The 16,884-nt window shown below is 59.0% G+C and carries 12 protein-coding genes and 2 pseudogenes; 11 read left to right on the forward strand and 3 right to left on the reverse strand.

Features of this window, described 5'->3' with window-relative positions; genetic code table 11:
- Nucleotides 1–92: 92 nt before the first annotated feature.
- The 8 genes and pseudogenes from U5760_RS17365 to U5760_RS17400 all read left to right on the forward strand — a co-directional run bounded on the left by U5760_RS17365 (nt 93) and on the right by U5760_RS17400 (nt 11,226).
- Nucleotides 93–1,004 (forward strand): LysR family transcriptional regulator, encoded by a 912-nt coding sequence (locus U5760_RS17365; RefSeq protein WP_322013476.1) that lies wholly within the window; start codon nt 93–95, stop codon nt 1,002–1,004.
- Between the two features lie 392 nt (nt 1,005–1,396).
- On the forward strand, nt 1,397–2,746 hold the full coding sequence (locus tag U5760_RS17370) for a TolC family outer membrane protein (protein ID WP_322013607.1): 1,350 nt from the start codon (nt 1,397–1,399) through the stop codon (nt 2,744–2,746).
- Nucleotides 2,747–2,760: 14 nt separating this feature from the next.
- On the forward strand, nt 2,761–4,524 hold the full coding sequence (locus U5760_RS17375) for a type I secretion system permease/ATPase (protein WP_322013609.1): 1,764 nt from the start codon (nt 2,761–2,763) through the stop codon (nt 4,522–4,524).
- Nucleotides 4,521–5,909, forward strand: a complete 1,389-nt coding sequence (locus U5760_RS17380) for an HlyD family type I secretion periplasmic adaptor subunit (protein WP_322013477.1) — start codon at nt 4,521–4,523, stop codon at nt 5,907–5,909. The genes U5760_RS17375 and U5760_RS17380 overlap by 4 nt, the downstream gene beginning before the upstream one ends.
- An 88-nt stretch (nt 5,910–5,997) precedes the next feature.
- Complete coding sequence (locus U5760_RS17385; protein ID WP_322013478.1) at nt 5,998–6,738, forward strand: hypothetical protein; 741 nt, start codon at nt 5,998–6,000, stop codon at nt 6,736–6,738.
- An 18-nt stretch (nt 6,739–6,756) separates the two neighbouring features.
- Complete coding sequence (locus U5760_RS17390) at nt 6,757–9,372, forward strand: hypothetical protein (protein ID WP_322013479.1); 2,616 nt, start codon at nt 6,757–6,759, stop codon at nt 9,370–9,372.
- A 206-nt stretch (nt 9,373–9,578) separates the two neighbouring features.
- A pseudogene (locus tag U5760_RS17395) lies at nt 9,579–10,527 on the forward strand (IS5 family transposase).
- Between the two features lie 129 nt (nt 10,528–10,656).
- Nucleotides 10,657–11,226: a hypothetical protein gene (locus U5760_RS17400; RefSeq protein WP_322013480.1), complete on the forward strand. Its 570-nt coding sequence runs from the start codon at nt 10,657–10,659 to the stop codon at nt 11,224–11,226.
- 472 nt (nt 11,227–11,698) lie between these two features.
- Here U5760_RS17400 and U5760_RS17405 read toward each other — a convergent pair.
- Nucleotides 11,699–11,872, reverse strand: a pseudogene (locus U5760_RS17405) (integrase); the annotation flags it as partial.
- A gap of 114 nt (nt 11,873–11,986) precedes the next feature.
- Here U5760_RS17405 and U5760_RS17410 point away from each other — a divergent pair.
- The 3 genes from U5760_RS17410 to U5760_RS17420 all read left to right on the forward strand — a co-directional run bounded on the left by U5760_RS17410 (nt 11,987) and on the right by U5760_RS17420 (nt 14,050).
- A complete protein-coding gene (locus U5760_RS17410; protein ID WP_322013481.1) occupies nt 11,987–12,412 on the forward strand; it encodes a GFA family protein in 426 nt (141 codons plus the stop codon).
- Between the two features lie 61 nt (nt 12,413–12,473).
- On the forward strand, nt 12,474–13,241 hold the full coding sequence (locus U5760_RS17415) for a hypothetical protein (protein WP_322013483.1): 768 nt from the start codon (nt 12,474–12,476) through the stop codon (nt 13,239–13,241).
- 104 nt (nt 13,242–13,345) lie between these two features.
- Nucleotides 13,346–14,050 carry a glutathione S-transferase N-terminal domain-containing protein gene (locus U5760_RS17420; RefSeq protein ID WP_322013484.1) on the forward strand — a complete coding sequence of 235 codons (705 nt, stop codon included), beginning with the start codon at nt 13,346–13,348 and terminating at the stop codon, nt 14,048–14,050.
- A 54-nt stretch (nt 14,051–14,104) separates the two neighbouring features.
- Here the strand turns inward: U5760_RS17420 and U5760_RS17425 are convergent, their stop codons facing one another.
- Both U5760_RS17425 and U5760_RS17430 read right to left on the reverse strand, forming a co-directional pair.
- Entirely contained in the window at nt 14,105–15,658 is a 1,554-nt protein-coding gene (locus U5760_RS17425) for a methyl-accepting chemotaxis protein (RefSeq protein WP_322013486.1), read from the reverse strand.
- Nucleotides 15,659–15,892: 234 nt separating this feature from the next.
- The gene (locus U5760_RS17430) at nt 15,893–16,813 is read right to left on the reverse strand and encodes a LysR family transcriptional regulator (RefSeq protein WP_322013487.1); all 921 of its coding nucleotides are present in this window, start codon (nt 16,811–16,813) and stop codon (nt 15,893–15,895) included.
- Between the last annotated feature and the right edge of the window lie 71 nt (nt 16,814–16,884).

Here is a 16,884-nt window from a genome sequence, read left to right on the forward strand (position 1 = left end):
GGAGCGAGTATTCCACCGCAAAATTACCAGGGAAATAACGCCGCCCATGCGAAAATGTTGACTTCAAGGCAACAGTCTAGCCGGAGAGTCCCGTGAATCCCGATCCGCTGAACTCCCGCGCGGTGGCGTACCTCTGCGAGGTCGCGAGCCAGGGCGGCGTGCGCGCCGCTGCGGAGGCGCTGGACGTCAATGCGTCCGTCGTGAGCCGGCAGATCGCACTCCTCGAACGCACGCTGCGCATGCCGCCCCTCACTCGCCAGGGCCGCAACGTAGGAGTCACCGAGGTGGGGCGCATGCTGGTGGAGTTCCATCGCGACCAGCAGCGCGCCGTGAAGCAGTTGCATGCGCAACTGGACGAGTACCGGCATCTCGAGCGCGGCCGCATTACCGTTGCATCCGGCGAGGGTTTCATCGAGGGCTTCGTCACGGGCGCGCTTCATCGCTTCAGCGTCAAGCATCCGCATATCACCATCGACATACGCTCCGGCTCCACGGCCGAAGTCATGACGATGCTGCGCAACGACGAAGCCGATATCGGGCTTTGCGTGGCAGGCCCCGGCCGGCAGCCCGGTTGCAGGACGCGCACGTTCCCGCTCGGACCGCTGTGCGCGGTAGTCACGCCGAACCATCCGCTTGCCGCTTGCGACAAGGTACCGCCCGCGCAGTTGGTATCGCACCGGCTCATCTTCATGCCCGACGACTTCGGCATGCAGATGCAGTTGCAGACCATGCTCGATGCGGACGGCCTCGCTTGCGTGCCCGCTTACCGTTGCGACCTCTTTTCGACGGCTCAGGCGCTGGCCGCTGCGGGGTTGGGCGTAGCGTTCATGTCGGCGGCGGCCGCGAGACGGCGCATTGCCGAGGCACAACTGGTTGCGGTTCCGCTCGATCACCCGATCGCACGCGACTTTCGCTGCCAGTTGACGACCCGCAGCGGGCGCAGGCTCTCGCCCGCCGCCGATCATTTGTGGAAGCAACTGGTGACGTCGATGACCGGGGCATGAGGTCCATGCGGTTTTTGCCGCCTTACTTTATTAAAAGGATTGCATATTAAAATTCAAATAACTTCGATATGCAAAACAAAATAAAATCGCTGCCACTTCGTCAATAAAGTTGTCAATTCGGCGTAAAAATATCACACACCCAAAACACCGCCGGAAAATTCAAAGGGTTACGGCACGCGAAATAAGGTTGTCACGAAGAACCGGCGCAACACGCGCCAGAGCCGCGCGCACTCGCCTGCAAACGGGAGCCGGTATCACGACTGTCTGAGGATGAAATTTTGATCCATGAGGCATAGCCCGGCCCCGTCTCATACCCGTCCTATGGATCGGCGTCGTTCAAGCCCCTATTATCGGCCTCTTCAAAAATGAGCCGGCATAGCTAAATGAAGTGGATGTTCTGCGTTTTGTTGCCGTGCCTCCTCAACACCGCGCATGCAACGAGTCTCATGGCGCTGATCGACGATGCGCGCGAGAGCGATGCGAAGCTGAAAAGCGCCGAGTCCGCGTATCGCGCCGACATTGAGAAAGAAGCGCAAGGACGTGCGGGCTTGCTCCCCCAGGTGAGCGCCCAACAATCGGACTACCGCAATGGTGTCCGGGTCCCTGGGGAGCGCTATCCCGGTTATCCGACGGTAGGCTTCACCGTTTCTCTATCCCAACCCATCTTCAAGTGGGACGCCTGGGAAACATACCAGCAGGGCAAGCTCTCGGTAATCGGGGCGGCGCTGACTCTGGAACAGGCGCAGGCGGACCTCCTGCTCCGGGTCTCGCAGGCGTATTTCGATGCACTCGCAGCGCAGGACGATCTCACCCTGGCTGGCAAGCACAGGCAGGCCATTATCGAACAGCTTGCCCTGACGAAACGCCGCTTCGAGTTGGGCGATGCAACGGCTGTTGACATCAGCGAGGCACAGTCCGCCTTTGATTCCGCTAACGCCGACGAAATCGCTGCGCAGGAAGCGCTTGACGAGAAATATGCAGCACTGCAGAAAATTGTCGGACATCCCGTTCTGGCAGTTGACGGATTTCGTGCCAGCTTTTCAATGCCACCGGTGGATCCGCCGGATATCGACCAATGGGTTGCCGCTGCGGCAGATGCGAACTATGACGTCCGGCAGAAACAGATTTCCGTCGAGATCGCCGAACGCGAGCGTTCGAAAGCACGGGCAGGCGATTACCCGACGATCTCACTCGTCGGAAATGTGAATAACGGCAACGCGGCTTACATCAACGGTCAATCCAATTTCAATACCGGCGGCAATCGCGGCACCTCCACCGCGATCGGCATCCAGATTACGTTGCCGCTGACCGACGGATTCATGACACGAAGCCGCATCCGCGAAGCACTGGCACTGAAGGAAAAGGCAGAGCACGACCTCGATGACGCAGAGCGCAGCGCTGAACTGGACGCCCGTCGGGCTTATCTGGGCGTTACACGCGGCACGGCCAAAGTGAGTGCGCTGCAGACCGCGGTGACGTCGGCCGAAGTTGCGCTGAAGTCGAACCAGACCGGCTACCGCGTGGGTGTGCGCGTGAACGCCGACGTGCTTTCCGCACAGGACAAGCTTTTCGGAGCCCGGCGCGATCTGGCGAAGGCCCGTTACGAAACATTGATGGAGGGACTACGCCTTAAGGCCAGTGCAGCACGACTGGAAGTGGCGGACCTGAACTCGGTGAACTCGCTACTGACCGGCGCTCAGGATGCGATCAACGAACAACAAAAATCCGCGTCGGGAGACTGAAAATTTATCCGCTCATTCGCCGTCATCTCTGGCTGGTTACCGGATTCGGGGTCTTCTCCAACCTGCTGGTGCTCGCACCGACAATCTTCATGCTGCAGGTCTACGACCGTGTGTTGCCAAGTCGCAGTCTTGAAACGCTGGGTATGCTGATGGCGTTCATGGTCATCGCGCTAGGGATGATGCTGCTGGTTGACGTCGTACGCGGGCGGCTCCTCTCCGACCTCGGCGTTCAGCTCGGCAACCGGCTCGACCGACTGGCGCTGCAGGCCCGGCTTGACGCGCAGGCCCGGCAACTTCCGCAGCACCATATCGCAACTCCCGCGGACCTCAACGCCCTGCGTGGATTCATGTCCGGCCCGGGCGTTATTGCGTTCCTCGACGCTCCCTGGCTGATTGTCTATCTCGTGATTATCTGCCTGTTTCACTGGGTGCTCTGCCTGATCGCCGCGATCAGCGGGATTGTCCTGCTCGCGCTGGCACTGCTCAATAGCCGTCTGACTGAAAAGAGTATCGGGTCCTACATGGCGAGGCAGCGCGAGACCGATCTGGCTTACGGCCAGATTGTCCGGAACGCCGAAGTCGTGACCGTCCTGGGGATGGCAAATAATGTGGTCGGCGCATGGGATACCCGCAAGCGCCTGGTCACCACGGCACAGCAGCGTGTAACCGAGAGCGGCGCACTGTACAAGGAAATCACGCGGGTATTGCGCCAGGGCATTCAGGTCATCACGATGGCGGCTGGTGCATGGCTCGTTATCGATGAGTTCGCAACGCCTGGCGTGATGCTGGCAACGACGATCCTGCTCGGCAAGGCACTCGCGCCCATCGAACAGATGATCGGCAGCTGGAAACAGTTCGGCGAGCTATGTCAGGCATGGGGGCGGCTGGGGAACCTGCTGGACCGGACAGACAATCCGACTGCGATTACGCTACCCGCACCAACCGGGGCCATACAGGTCGAGCACGTGACGTTCAGCGCACCCGCTCGCGCTCCGGGGCAACCGGGACGCCTCTTGCTGCGCGACATCACTTTTTCGCTGGCCGCTGGCGAAACACTCGTGATCGTCGGTCACAGCGCATCGGGAAAGTCGACCCTGCTGCGACTGATCTCCGGGCTGTGGAGTCCGCAGATTGGCACGGTACGGCTCGACGGCGCCGACGTGTCGCGCTGGCCGCGCGCGAACCTCGGCCGGTATCTCGGCTACGTTCCGCAGGATGTCGAACTCTTTGCGGGTACGGTGGCCGAGAACATCGCCCGCTCGGCGACACCACTGCCGCTCGACTCCGACGCGATCGTGCGGGCAGCCAGGCGTGCCGGCGTCCACGAAATGATCCTGGCTTTGCCGGAGGGTTACGAAACGCAGATTGGCGAGGCAGGCGAAACGCTTTCTGGCGGGCAGCGTCAGCGTATCTCGATGGCCCGGGCGCTGTATGGCGATCCGAAAGTGCTGCTGCTGGATGAACCGAACGCTAACCTGGACAGCGATGGCGAGGCCATGCTCGATACCGTCATCCAGCAGATCAAGGCAGACGGAGTCACCATCCTTGCCGTCACTCACCGGCCGAGCCTCGTCTCGCTGGCTGACCGTGTCCTGATGATGAGAGCGGGTCAGGTCGAGCAGTTCGGCACGAGGCATGAGATTGCTGAACGTGGCAGACCATTCGCGACAGCAGGCGCGCAGGCAGCCGCTGTGCCCCATACGCCTCCCCCTTCCTCGAACTCTTCCATGGCGCCGGTCGCGAGACGGACGGCGCCGGCGCTGGGAGGGCAAGAATGATGACAAGACTATGCGAACGGTTTAATGCTGCGACCGCGAAGGCCGTACGCTGGCTCGGCTCATCCGCCGATGCAGCGGTGGACGACAGGTTACCGTTACCTCGCCGCCTGATTCTGGGTGGCACACTGGGTTTGGCCGTGTGGATCGTTGCGATTTTCGCCTGGGCGGCTTTGGCGCCGCTTTCCGGTGCCGTCGTCGCCGAAGGTGTCGTCCAGTCCGACGGCGAACGCAAGACAGTCCAGCACCAGGAAGGCGGGATCGTCAAGGCGATCCTGGTCAAGGATGGAGATGCAGTGAGAGCGGGTCAGACATTGCTCGTCCTCGACAATTTGCGTCCCGCCGCGGCGGTAGATGCGCTGCAGATACAACTTGACGCCGAGGACGTAAAGATTGCGCGTCTGATGGCGGAACGGGATCTCAAGGATGCCCCCGAGTTTCCGGAGCGACTGACGAGCCGGCGCGACGATCCGCGGGTGGCCGAACTGCTGCAACGGGAACTGACGCTCTTTACAGCGCGGCGCCGCGCTTTGCTCGACCAGGTGTCGATGCTGCAGACCGAACTGGGACAGACCCGGCAGGAGATCGCGCTCAGCCAGCAGATGGTGGGCACGGCCGATCGTGCACATACACTCGCGGAGCAGCAGTTGCAGACCAACGAGGAACTGCAGAAGGAGGGCTTCGTGGCCCAGACGAAGGTGGTCGATCTGCGCCGCTCGGAAGCCGATTCGCTCTCCCGCGTACAGTCGGCTTCGGCGGAACTCATGCGAGCAAAGCAAAAGCAGACCGACATCGAGTTGAAAATCACGAGTCTGAAGAACGATTATTCGAAAGCCGCCAGCGATGAGCTCAAGGAGGCCACCAGCAAGGCCTTCCAGCTAACCGACCAGATCCGGCCCGCGAAGGACGTGAGTGCACGCACACAGATTACCGCGCCCGTGGCAGGCGTCGTCGTTGGCCTGAACGTGCACACCGTTGGAGCGGTAATCGGTCCACGTGACCCGATACTGGATATCGTGCCCAAGAATACGGCGCTGGTGATCGAAGCGAAGATCAAACCCGACGACATCCGCGAGATCGCCTTGCAAAGTGTCGCGGACGTTCGACTCACCGCCTACAACTCGCGTGTCACCCCGACGCTCAAGGGCAGAGTCGTCTACATCTCCGCCGACGCATTGACCGACAAGGACACGCGCAAGCCCTATTACACGAGTCGGATCGAGGTGTCCGCCGATGCACTCCGGCAGGCGAACCGCATTTCCAGGCAAACCGTTGCACTGGGGCCGGGTCTGCGCGCCGAGATCTTCATTCAGACCTATGCGCGGTCAGCGCTGGACTATCTGTTGGAGCCCATCAAGGACGGTATCCGTCGATCCATGCGGGACTGAGCGTGTGGTGCGTCGCATGATGCACCGGCATTTACGATTTTCACGACGGACCTTGGTAAACCGATTCGCAATCTACCCCAACCCTCATATGAAGAGAATTCTGCTTCCACTACTTGCGGCGCTCTGCCTTGCGACAACCGCATGTTCAAAGACCGATCCCAAAACGGCAAGCGCACCCGGCATGGGAACCATTCATGGCATACGCATGGTAATTCCCGCCGAATACAAATTTTTCGGCGTGGAGTATGAGGGTGACGAGATCTGGGCTCGGCCGCCCAAGCGCCATCAGCCTGGTCCAGACGTGCCAATCCGCTCTTTCTCGATTCTGCTTCATCTTCCAGATTTTGCTCCGCTGAACGATGGGAACCGCGACAGCTGGATTGGGTTGAAAGGTCCTGATGCGAGGAGGAATGAGTGGACCGATGTGGGCATACAACCTATCGATGATATTCCAAAAAATTCTGCCGAATGGTTTTCCAGTTTAATCACCCGACAGATGAAGGGGAAGATTGAATGGAGAGTCGCGCACGACTGGTATTTTGAAAAACAACCGGATCTGGTTGACGGTCTTGTCATGGAGAAATTGATTGGCCCGGACTATTCAAAAATAAGCGTTGACAATATCGATATATTTTTTGATCCACTCCGATCGAAAAGTTATATCGTCTGCGGAACAGGCGCAGGTGGCCCGAAGTATTGCAATCAGACTTTCTTTATCCCAGATCTTGGTGTGATAGTTGATGCAACATATGCAAGAAATAATTTAAAAGAATGGAGAAATATTCAGAAAAACATCGAACAAATTGTTCTGTCATTCAAGCAGAGTTAAATTTAGGAAAATATTTTTATGCCGAATGCAATATCCCTATCTACGCTCACCAGCCTTAAAGATCAGCTTGCGTCTGGAGACATCGCGGGCGTCTATACCTATCTGCAATCCCAAGGTTACGCGTATGCCGGTCTTGCCAAAGGCGTCGACCTTGACAACACCGTAAGCGGCTCCACTGCAATCGAATTCCTCGGTTTATCTGGAGCGCAGACTGGCCACCCAGTTAGCGACGCGGAACTGGGAACAATCAAACTGGATCTAGCCAAGGCATATGTTAACTCGCTGATTGTGCAAGCGACAAACTCCGCCAATGGGATGGCGACTACAGATCTGACATCCCGGCAAGCGTGGGATATCCACAATCAAGTGTTCGAATCCCTCGGCCTCAGCGACGACGTATGGACGCTGAACACGCCATTTTCAGTGCTGAACGATGCCGACCGTGAAACGTTGTGGCAACAAATCCTGAAGTCCGACGGCAGTGTCATCGGTGATGTCAAAGCTGCATATTCGCTCTTCGAGGCGGTGGCAAAGGTCAATATCACCTACGTTGAAGCTGGCGATTTTGGGAAGGTGGCGGAAATTGCCAATTGGGCAATGCGAATCGAGTCGCCCCAGGCTGTCGGTGCAGCTGCAGGAACGGCACTAAAGCTGCTGCTCGATAGTGCGACCGGTGCCTTGTTGAACTACAACATCAATTCCGGCGATATCGGCAATCAGCAGGATTTCGCCAATGCTACATCGGATGCGATCGCAAAGGCCGTATTCCCCGACCTCCCGGTAGCCGGCCCGTCGGACGGCACGGCAGAGCAACAGGCTGCAAATCAGTTCGCGCTGAAAACTGCGCTTGATGCTTTCTTTGGCGGGAAGATAGATCAGGTTTCTATCGTGTCAAGCCAGGGAGGTGCAATTATTTCTGGTGACGGGAAGCAAGTCATCGTCACGACCCAGGGCATGCAAGTCACGTCGCTCGACGCATCAGGCAATGTGCAAACCTCTGTTTACGACGCACATGGTTCGCTGACATCGCAGATCACCGTAGGTACTGACGGTGTTTCTGAAAAAGTTATCGTCAACGGCAAATTGACTCAGGAAAATGATTACTTCAACGACCTGACATCGGTTATACATACAATCAACGCCGACAAGACACAGAGTGCGACGGCGTACGATGCGAGCGGGACAGTTGTCTCCAATACCCTCTTCGACGCAAATGGTACGAAGACGACCGAGTACGTTTTCCGCGCCGATGGTTCGACGAGCCAGCAATATGACTTCAGGGTGGATGGCAGCATTGTCGAACACGACCTGGCCCTGGACGGATCCCAAACTTCGACACTGTATGGTCCCAACGGCGTAATTTCGGAACTCGCTTCATTCAACGCAAGCGGCTTCAAGACGCAGGACATCTTCTTCACCAACGGACAGGAGACGACGCGCTACGACTACGTACAGGGCGGTAACACCACCCAGTACGACTTCCACCTGGACGGTACCCAGGCCGTGTCGCTATACGGAACCAATGGCCAGATGCTGGAGACCGCATCGTTCGCCACCAACGGCTTCAAGACGCAGGACATCTTCTTCACCAACGGGCAGGAGACGACACGCTACGATTACGTACAGGGTGGCAACATCACCAAGTACGATTTCCATCTGGACGGTACTCAGGCCGTATCGCTGTACGGGACCAATGGTCAGATGCTGGAGACCGCATCGTTCGCCACCAACGGCTTCAAGACGCAGGACATCTTCTTCACCAACGGACAGGAAACGACGCGCTACGACTACGTACAGGGCGGTAACACCACCAAGTACGACTTCCACCTGGACGGTACCCAAGCCGTGTCGCTATACGGGACCAATGGCCAGATGCTGGAGACCGCATCGTTCGCCACCAACGGCTTCAAGACGCAGGACATCTTCTTCACCAACGGGCAGGAGACGACGCGCTACGACTACGTACAGGGTGGCAACACCACCAAGTACGATTTCCATGTCGATGGTACGCAAAACGTGTCACTGTACGGTCCGAATGGACAGATGATCGAGTATGCGTCTTTCGGCAATAATGGCAAGTTGACGCAGGACCAGTTCTTCTCGGGCGGCACGCTTAACAAGCAGGTCGATTACCAGAGCAACGGAAGCATCGTTGTACACATGGTAAATTCCGACAACTCTCAAACCTCAACGCTCTATGGCGCAAATGGTCTTGAGCAGGAACTGGCAAAGTTCGACTCTAGCGGGCGACTGTACCAGGATTTCCAGTGGAACTCGTCGGGCCAAGAAACGCAGCAGATCAACTTCAACGCAGACGGTAGTCGTACGGTCTATCAATTTCACGCTGACAATAGTTACAACGCGTATGTTTATAACTCGATCCTGCAGGAGACCGAGTTCGATGCGTTCAACGCTCTTGGGAATTTGACGAGCTTTACGAAATACTCATATAACTCCGATGGCAGCTACTGGTCAACGCAATATGATCCGACGGGACACGCCACAGCCCAATCGGAGTATTCATCCAGCGGAACGTTGATTGGCATTACCGGGTCGATGAGCAATGTCAATACACTCTGGAATGATCAGCTTTACTACAGCGCAGGATTCAGTTTTGTCGGATTCCAGATATAAATACTTAGAGCCCGCTTGAAAAATCGGGGATGGGCAATTCTTCCTGGCAGAAGGCTGCCCATCGCGATATGAATCATGGCTGCGGACAGGCGTTGTTGCATAAATCCGGGCCACTGTGCATGTGCTGACGTATACGTGCAACATCGGCGCCGTACCTCTGTTAACGATTCGGTATCCTACGGACATTTTCGATTTTTTCCGGGAAGATGCGCAGAGACACCACCAACAAGAAAGTCCAGCCAAAGGGCAAGTGCCGCGTCAAGAACTGGGCGCAATACAACGCGGGGATAATCGTTCGACAGGATGTAACGATGTGGATTGACCCCGACCTTTTCGCTGCAGCGCTGGAATTCGAGGTGCGCACCCGGGGGCGCCCATGCGTCTGCGGATGCGCTCGTGCAGATGCTGCTCGAACTCAAGCAGATCTTTCGTCTGCCGCTGCGTGCACTGCAAGGCTTCGCCCAGAGTCTGCTCAAACTTGACTGCCGAGGCTGACCGTGCCGAACTACACAACGTTGAGCCGTCGCGCGCAGACTCTCAGGGTCGCGCTGCCGACGCAACGTCCCAAAGAACCGTTGCACCTCGTGCTCGACAGCACCGGACTGAAGGTCTATCGCGAAGGCTAGTGGAAGGTGCGCAAGCATGGCTGGTCCAAGCGTCGCACCCGGCGCAAGGTGCGTCTGGCGATGGACGCGAACACCGAACAGATCTGCGCTGCACTGATCACTCATCTGGCGATGGCGAATTGTTGCCTGATTTGCTCGACCATATTCCCGCTGACGTGGCAATTGGCACCATCGGTGGGGACGGCGCCTACGACACCAAGGCGTGGCACGCGCGAATTGCGGTGCGCGGAGCTGTGCCGTCGATTCCGCCGCGTGACGGCGCGACGCCGCGGCCGCAGGGCATGCCATGTGCGGCCTGGCGTAATGCCGCCATCGACTCGATAGCACAAACAGACGTGAATGGAAGCAGGCAAGTGGCTACCACCGTCGCTCGCTGGCTGAGCCCCTGATGTACCGACTCAAGATCCCCAAAGACTCTTGCCTGTGGGCTCGCGAGATCGGTTCTCAGGCAACCGAATTATCGGCTCGTGCAGGGGGGCTCAACCGCATGGCAGCACTCGCTCGCCCGAAGTCCGTCCGTATTGCCTGAGATCGAAAACATCGGAATCACCTCGTCCTTTGCGTTCGATTTATGCAGCAACGCCAAGCAAAGTCAACAACAGGATCTGTCTGAAATGCAAAATTCAATCTCCCTTGCTTTAAAGGGTAGCGTGGGAAAATGAAGACGAAACTAATATTCGCAGCGATTTCAGTCGCGCCACTTCTATTGGCATGCGCCAATAAAGGTGATAATAAATTTTTCGCCCGAACATCTCGTGATTACCTGGTGGACATAAAACGGGTTTCTGATTCAGATGATCTTTCAGACTTTCAAAGGATTGGAAAAATATTAAGAATCGATTTTTCTATAGAAAACGAGAGAACCATTTCCACAACTCCCGCCGCCGGACCGAAAATCGATGGATGGTCCGTGACAATAAAACCCACTCAGCTTCCAAGGGAGAATATAAATCAAAGCTTTTCCTATGGATTATTTAGGCCGACCGGACGTGATTTTTCAAGAGTTCAAATCTCTTTCTTGATTAATACGGATGTAATTTGTATCACGCCCGTCGACTTGATGGATGTCTTTGGACATTCGGTAAATAAATATCTTAACCCTCACACTACCACTAGTGGATATATTTACAAAAAACCAAACAATTCGGAGATCACCACAACTTTCAAATTTTTAAAAAACGGTTGCCTTACCGGTATCGGATTTTCCCAAAACTCCAACAGGAACTAAATATGATGAATAAAATCACCTGCAATGCAGAAATTTTCAAGAAAGTCCAATTGAAACACGATGAAATTACCTTCATAAACACGATCTCAACACTTGTCAATGAACCCATACAATATAATAACGATGCAATTAAAAATAAATTTCAACCCATTCAATCCAATCCAAAGACGGCCGGCATTGGCTGGAATAAAATAGCGAATCAATTACATTTTTATTGTATAGCTTCGACACAAATTAAACACCTAGGAGTGCAAATTTTATAGCAATATTGAGTCATGAGATAGGACACTACATTAATGATGCGCACGATCCGCAAGTAAACTCTCAATAGTGGAACGCGATATCGACCGATTACAGCCTCGCGACGACTATCAGTTTAAATAGAGAGTGAGAGACTGCATACAACAACTGAGTGGTTGCGCAATAGATATATAAAAACTCAAAGACACAAATCCCCGTTCTGGGGGATACAGCTATATTCGCGTTCCAACACAAGGTGATAACCGAGTACCACATGTGTACAGACGTCGACGCTCACGAGTAGCCATACGCTCTCGATCCCGAATTCGTGCCCGAATTCCAGCGGATCGCGCACGACCACCTTGAGCCGAATATCAAGCCCGTGGCCATCGAACTCAATCACCTGAATTTGTTCAACGCGATCCAACATGAAATGAATAACCCACACAACGCCCAGTTCAATCCCCATCAATGAGATCGCGCTATACAATGCGCGACGGACTTCACGGAAACGACGGCCATGTCACTTCGCATTACCTGTCTTTGCGGGAAACTCGCGGTCGACGTACAAGGCTCGCCGGTCGCGCGGGCGAACTGCCACTGCGCATCATGCCGCGACTTTTACGGCACCTCGATCTGGTCGGCCACGGCCTGGAATGCCGACTCAGTCCGCATGACCGAGGGGACGGGACACGTCTTCAAACATCCGCACAAGCAACTCACGAAGACCTTCTGCAGCGATTGCGGCGAGGTGGTATTCGGCACGAATCGCCTCGGCATGCGCGTTGTCCCCAACAGCATGGTTGCGCGCACCACCGGCGGCACGCTCGATGCGGCGTTCGCACCGTCCATGCATCTGTTCTACCGGCATCGAGTGGTCGATGTTCAGGACCATCTGCCCAAGTATCTCGACGGGTGGGACGGCCCCACCTGGGAAGCCTCGTAAGCCCGGCATCCCCGCGCTCGCCACGCCTGGCGCCCTTCGCTATCAGCCCTCAGGAGCCGCAATGAGCCAACTCGTCAACCACCCGGCTGGTCTCTTCGTTACCCTGATCGTCTTGCTCTCCGTCGCGGCCGCACTCGGCGCCGTCGTGCTGCACCGCTTCGTGCCGCTCCACGAGGACGCCCGCGAAAACTACACCGTCGTGCAAGGCGCCACGCTCACGCTGCTGGCGCTGCTGATCGGCTTCACGCTATCGATGGCGGTGGGCCGCTACGACCAGCGCAAGAACTACGAGGAAGAGGAAGCCAACGCGATCGGCACGGAGTACGTGCGTGCCGATCTGATCGGCGGCAGCGACGCGGCGAAACTCAAGGCGCTGCTCGCCCAGTATCTGCAACTGCGCGTCGAGTACTACACGACGCGCGATCGCGCCGAACTCGACGACATCAACCGCAAGACCTCGGACCTCGAGAGCCAGCTATGGGCGAGCGTGCGCGACGCAGCCGCGGCAAAACCGACGCCCATCACGGCGCTCGTGGTAACGGGCATGAACGACGTGCTCAACACCCAGGGCTACACGCAGGCGGCCTGGCTGAACCGCATTCCGGTTTCGGCGTGGGGGCTCATGATGCTGATCGCCTTCTTCAGCAACCTGATGCAAGGCTACGGCGTGCGCGGCGAGACCGGGCGGCGCGTGCTGCTGTTCGTGCTGCCCATCACCGTCTCGCTCTCGCTTTCATTGATCGCCGATATCGACAGCCCGCGCGGCGGCCTGATCCGCGTGGTGCCGCAGAATCTGCTGCTCGTGCAGCAGTCGATGCCGTCGAACTGACCTCACGAGCGGCAACGGCAGTCGCCGGGGTCATCCCCAACGCGCCATCGCCATTTCCTCTAAACTGGGCGGCTCGCCCTTTCCGGCTCGCAAGGAACGCCCGCATGAACGACCTGTCCGCCTTTCCCATCACGCGCAAGTGGCCCGCGCAACATCCCGAACGCATCCAGCTATATTCGCTGCCCACGCCCAACGGCGTGAAGGTCTCGATCATGCTGGAGGAAACGGGCCTGCCTTATGAGCCGCATCTGGTGCGATTCGACACCAACGACCAGATGACCCCCGAATTCCTCTCGCTGAATCCGAACAACAAGATCCCGGCGATCCTCGATCCCAACGGTCCCGAAGGCCGTCCGCTCGCGTTGTTCGAGTCGGGTGCGATCCTGATCTATCTGGCCGACAAATGCGGTCAGTTCCTCGCGAGCGCCGGCAACGAGCGCTACGAGACGATCCAGTGGGTCATGTTCCAGATGGGCGGCATTGGCCCGATGTTCGGCCAGCTAGGCTTCTTCCACCGCTTCGCGGGCAAGGAGTACGAGGACAAGCGCCCGCGCGACCGCTATGTCGCGGAGTCGCGCCGCCTGCTCAACGTGCTCGACGAACGGCTTGCGGGCCGCGAGTGGATCATGGGCGAGCACTATACGATCGCCGATATCGTCACGTTCCCGTGGGTGCGCAACCTGGTGGGCTTCTACGAGGCGGCGGATCTGGTGGGCTTCCAGGACTTCACGCACGTGAAGCGCGCGCTGGACGCGTTCGTCGCGCGTCCGGCCGTCGCGCGTGGGCTGGAGATTCCGGCGCGCGGATAAAGCGCACGACGCACACGGCGGCGGCGCATCGCGCGCGCCGCCTGCCCGCGCGGTTCAGGTGCGGAAAACCGCAACCGCCGAACTGAGGCGGCGTGCCTGATCCTCGAGCGAAGCCGCCGCAGCCGCGGCTTCTTCCACCAGGGCCGCATTCTGCTGCGTGACCTGGTCCATCTGCGAGACGGCCAGATTCACCTGGTCGATGCCGGTGCTCTGCTCGGAGGCGGCCGAGGCGATCTCACCCATGATCGCGCTCACGCGCGCAATGGCGCCCACGATCTCCTGCATGTTCGATCCCGAACGCTCCACGAGACCCGCGCCCGTTTCCACGCGCGCGGTGGAGGTGGCGATGAGGTCCTTGATCTCCTTGGCGGCCGAAGCGCTACGCTGCGCGAGCGAGCGGACTTCGCCCGCGACCACGGCAAACCCGCGCCCCTCTTCGCCGGCGCGCGCCGCTTCCACGGCGGCATTGAGCGCGAGAATGTTGGTCTGAAACGCGATGCCCTCGATCACGCCGACGATATCGCCAATCCGCCGCGAGTCGCCGACGATATGCTGCATCGTGCCCACCACCTCGCGCGCGAGGTCCCCGCCCTGGGCGGCGAGCCCCGAAGCGCCCTCCGCCAGCGAACTGGCTTCCTGAGCGTTGCTTGCCGTCTGCTTCACCGTCGACGTGAGCTGCTCGATGCTGGCCGCCGTTTCTTCGAGCGAAGCCGCCTGCTCCTCGGTGCGTTGCGACAGATCGGTGTTGCCCGTGGCAATCTCGCTCACGCCGGTATCGATGGAGGAGATGCCGTCGCGCACCGTGCTCACCATCGTGATGAGCGCCTCCTGCATGCGCTGCAGCGCCGCCGAGAGCTTGCCCATTTCGTTCTGGCTTGTGACCGCGACCTTCGCGGTCAGGTCGCCGCCGGCGATGCGCTGGAACTGCGCGATCGCGGCATCGACGGGATGGACGATCGCGCGCATGAGCGCCACGCGCGCCAGCGTGGCGAGCAGGAGCGCGAACACCATGCCCGCCGCCACGGCAATGCTGATCGCCATGAAGCGTTCGCGCGCGACCTGGTAGCGTTGGGCGCCGTGGTCGATCTGGCGTTTCTCGAGCGTGAGCATCGCCTTTTCGTAGCCGTTGTAGAGCGCGGGTAGCTTGTGCGCCTGGAGCTCCTGAAAGCCGTTGCGGTCGCCACCTTTGAGCGCCGCGAGCGCCGGGTTCACGCCGTCGTTCAGAAAGGCATCGCGCTTGTCCAGCATGTCCTGGATGAGGCGGCGATCTTCGTCGTCGGGCGTGATGATCGAGCGGTAGTGATCGAGGCGGTCGTTCGAGTTCTTCAGATACTGGTCGAAGCGGCCGAGCACGGCGGTCGCGCCCGCCGTGTCGCCCAGGTCGGAAAGCGACGCATAGGTAGCGAGCGCAAGTCGCAGACGCAGCAACTGGCCCGCGCTGCCTTCGAGGTCGGCGACAGCGGGCGTATCGACGGTGTACATCTCCTGCAGCGACGCGTTGCTCTCGCGCATCGAGAAAAGACCCAGCGCCGCGCCGATTACCAGCACGACACCGAAGAACGCGACCATCAACGTGAGGCTCGCGCGTATCGACAGCTTGTTCAGCATTTCCGTCTCCCGCGGTCAGGCCCTCGCCCGCCGCGTTTTCATCTGTTGTCCGGGCGGCCATGACCGTGTTGCAGCGGCACGCGCGGGAACGCCGATGGAGTTCGGCATCCGTTTAATGTCAACGGCAGGGCGCGGCGGAACTTTATAGCGGGGCGCATAACGTTTGCGCGGCGTGCGGCTTCGCACCCGCCGCCGCGCCGCCCTCTTTTGTGCTGGACCGCCCTGTTCCGCAGCTTACTCGCGCCGGCCGCAGGCCTCGATCACGCGCTCTCGCAGCCAGCGGTTGCCCGGCTCGTTGCCGGTGCGTTCGTGCCAGTAGAGATTGAGCGCCACGGGCGGCAGGTCGAGCGGCATCGGCAACACGCGATTGCCGAGCGTCGCGTTGAGGAGGCGGGCATAGCGGTCCGCCATCGTGAGCAGAAACGGCGTTTGCGCGGCTACGAGGCTCGCCGCCAGATAGTGCTGGCAACGGTGCACCACGTTGCGCGAGAGGCCCACGCTGTCGAGCGCGAGATCCTCCACCGAAATGCCGCGCCGCCGCGACGTCACCGCGATGTGCTCGGCATCGAGATAACGCTGCGCCGTGAGCGCCCCCTGGAACTGCGGCCCGGCCACCACGCACAGCGGCTCGCGCATGAGCTGGCACTGGCGCAGTTCGGCGTCGGCGGGACGGGCGATCTCGATGGCGAGGTCGATCTGGCCCGCCGCCATTTCCAGCTTCAGCTCGGCCCAGCGCACCCCGCCGCTGCGCACCCGCACGCGGGGCGCGCGCTCGCGAACCCCGGCGATGATCGCCGGCAGCAGGATCGGCTCGAGCTGTTCGGGCATGCTCAGGGTAAAGGTGCGCGCGTCCTGGACCGGATCGAACTCCTTCAGGCGCCCCACGCTGTCCTGCAGGATGCCGAGCGCCTGGGCAATGGCGGGCGCGAGCCGCCGCGCCTCGGGCGTGGGCGCGACGCCGCGGCCCTCGCGCACGAAAAGCGGGTCGCCCAGTTGCTCGCGCAACCGCGCCAGCGCATGGCTGATGGCCGACTGGCTCAGATGCAGGATGGCCGCCGCCCGCGTGAGATTGCGCTCGCGATAGACGACTTCGAAGACCCGGAACAGGTTCAGGTCGATGCGGCCCGTGGCCGGCCATTCATGCTGATCGTTCATGGTGCGTGTGGGGTGTCCGTGCGCTGTGCCAGCGAGGTGCTAACCATCATCGAATAACGCGTGGGTGCCGG

This window comes from Paraburkholderia sp. J12, from assembly GCF_905220215.1.
In the GTDB taxonomy this organism is placed as follows: Bacteria; Pseudomonadota; Gammaproteobacteria; order Burkholderiales; family Burkholderiaceae; genus Paraburkholderia.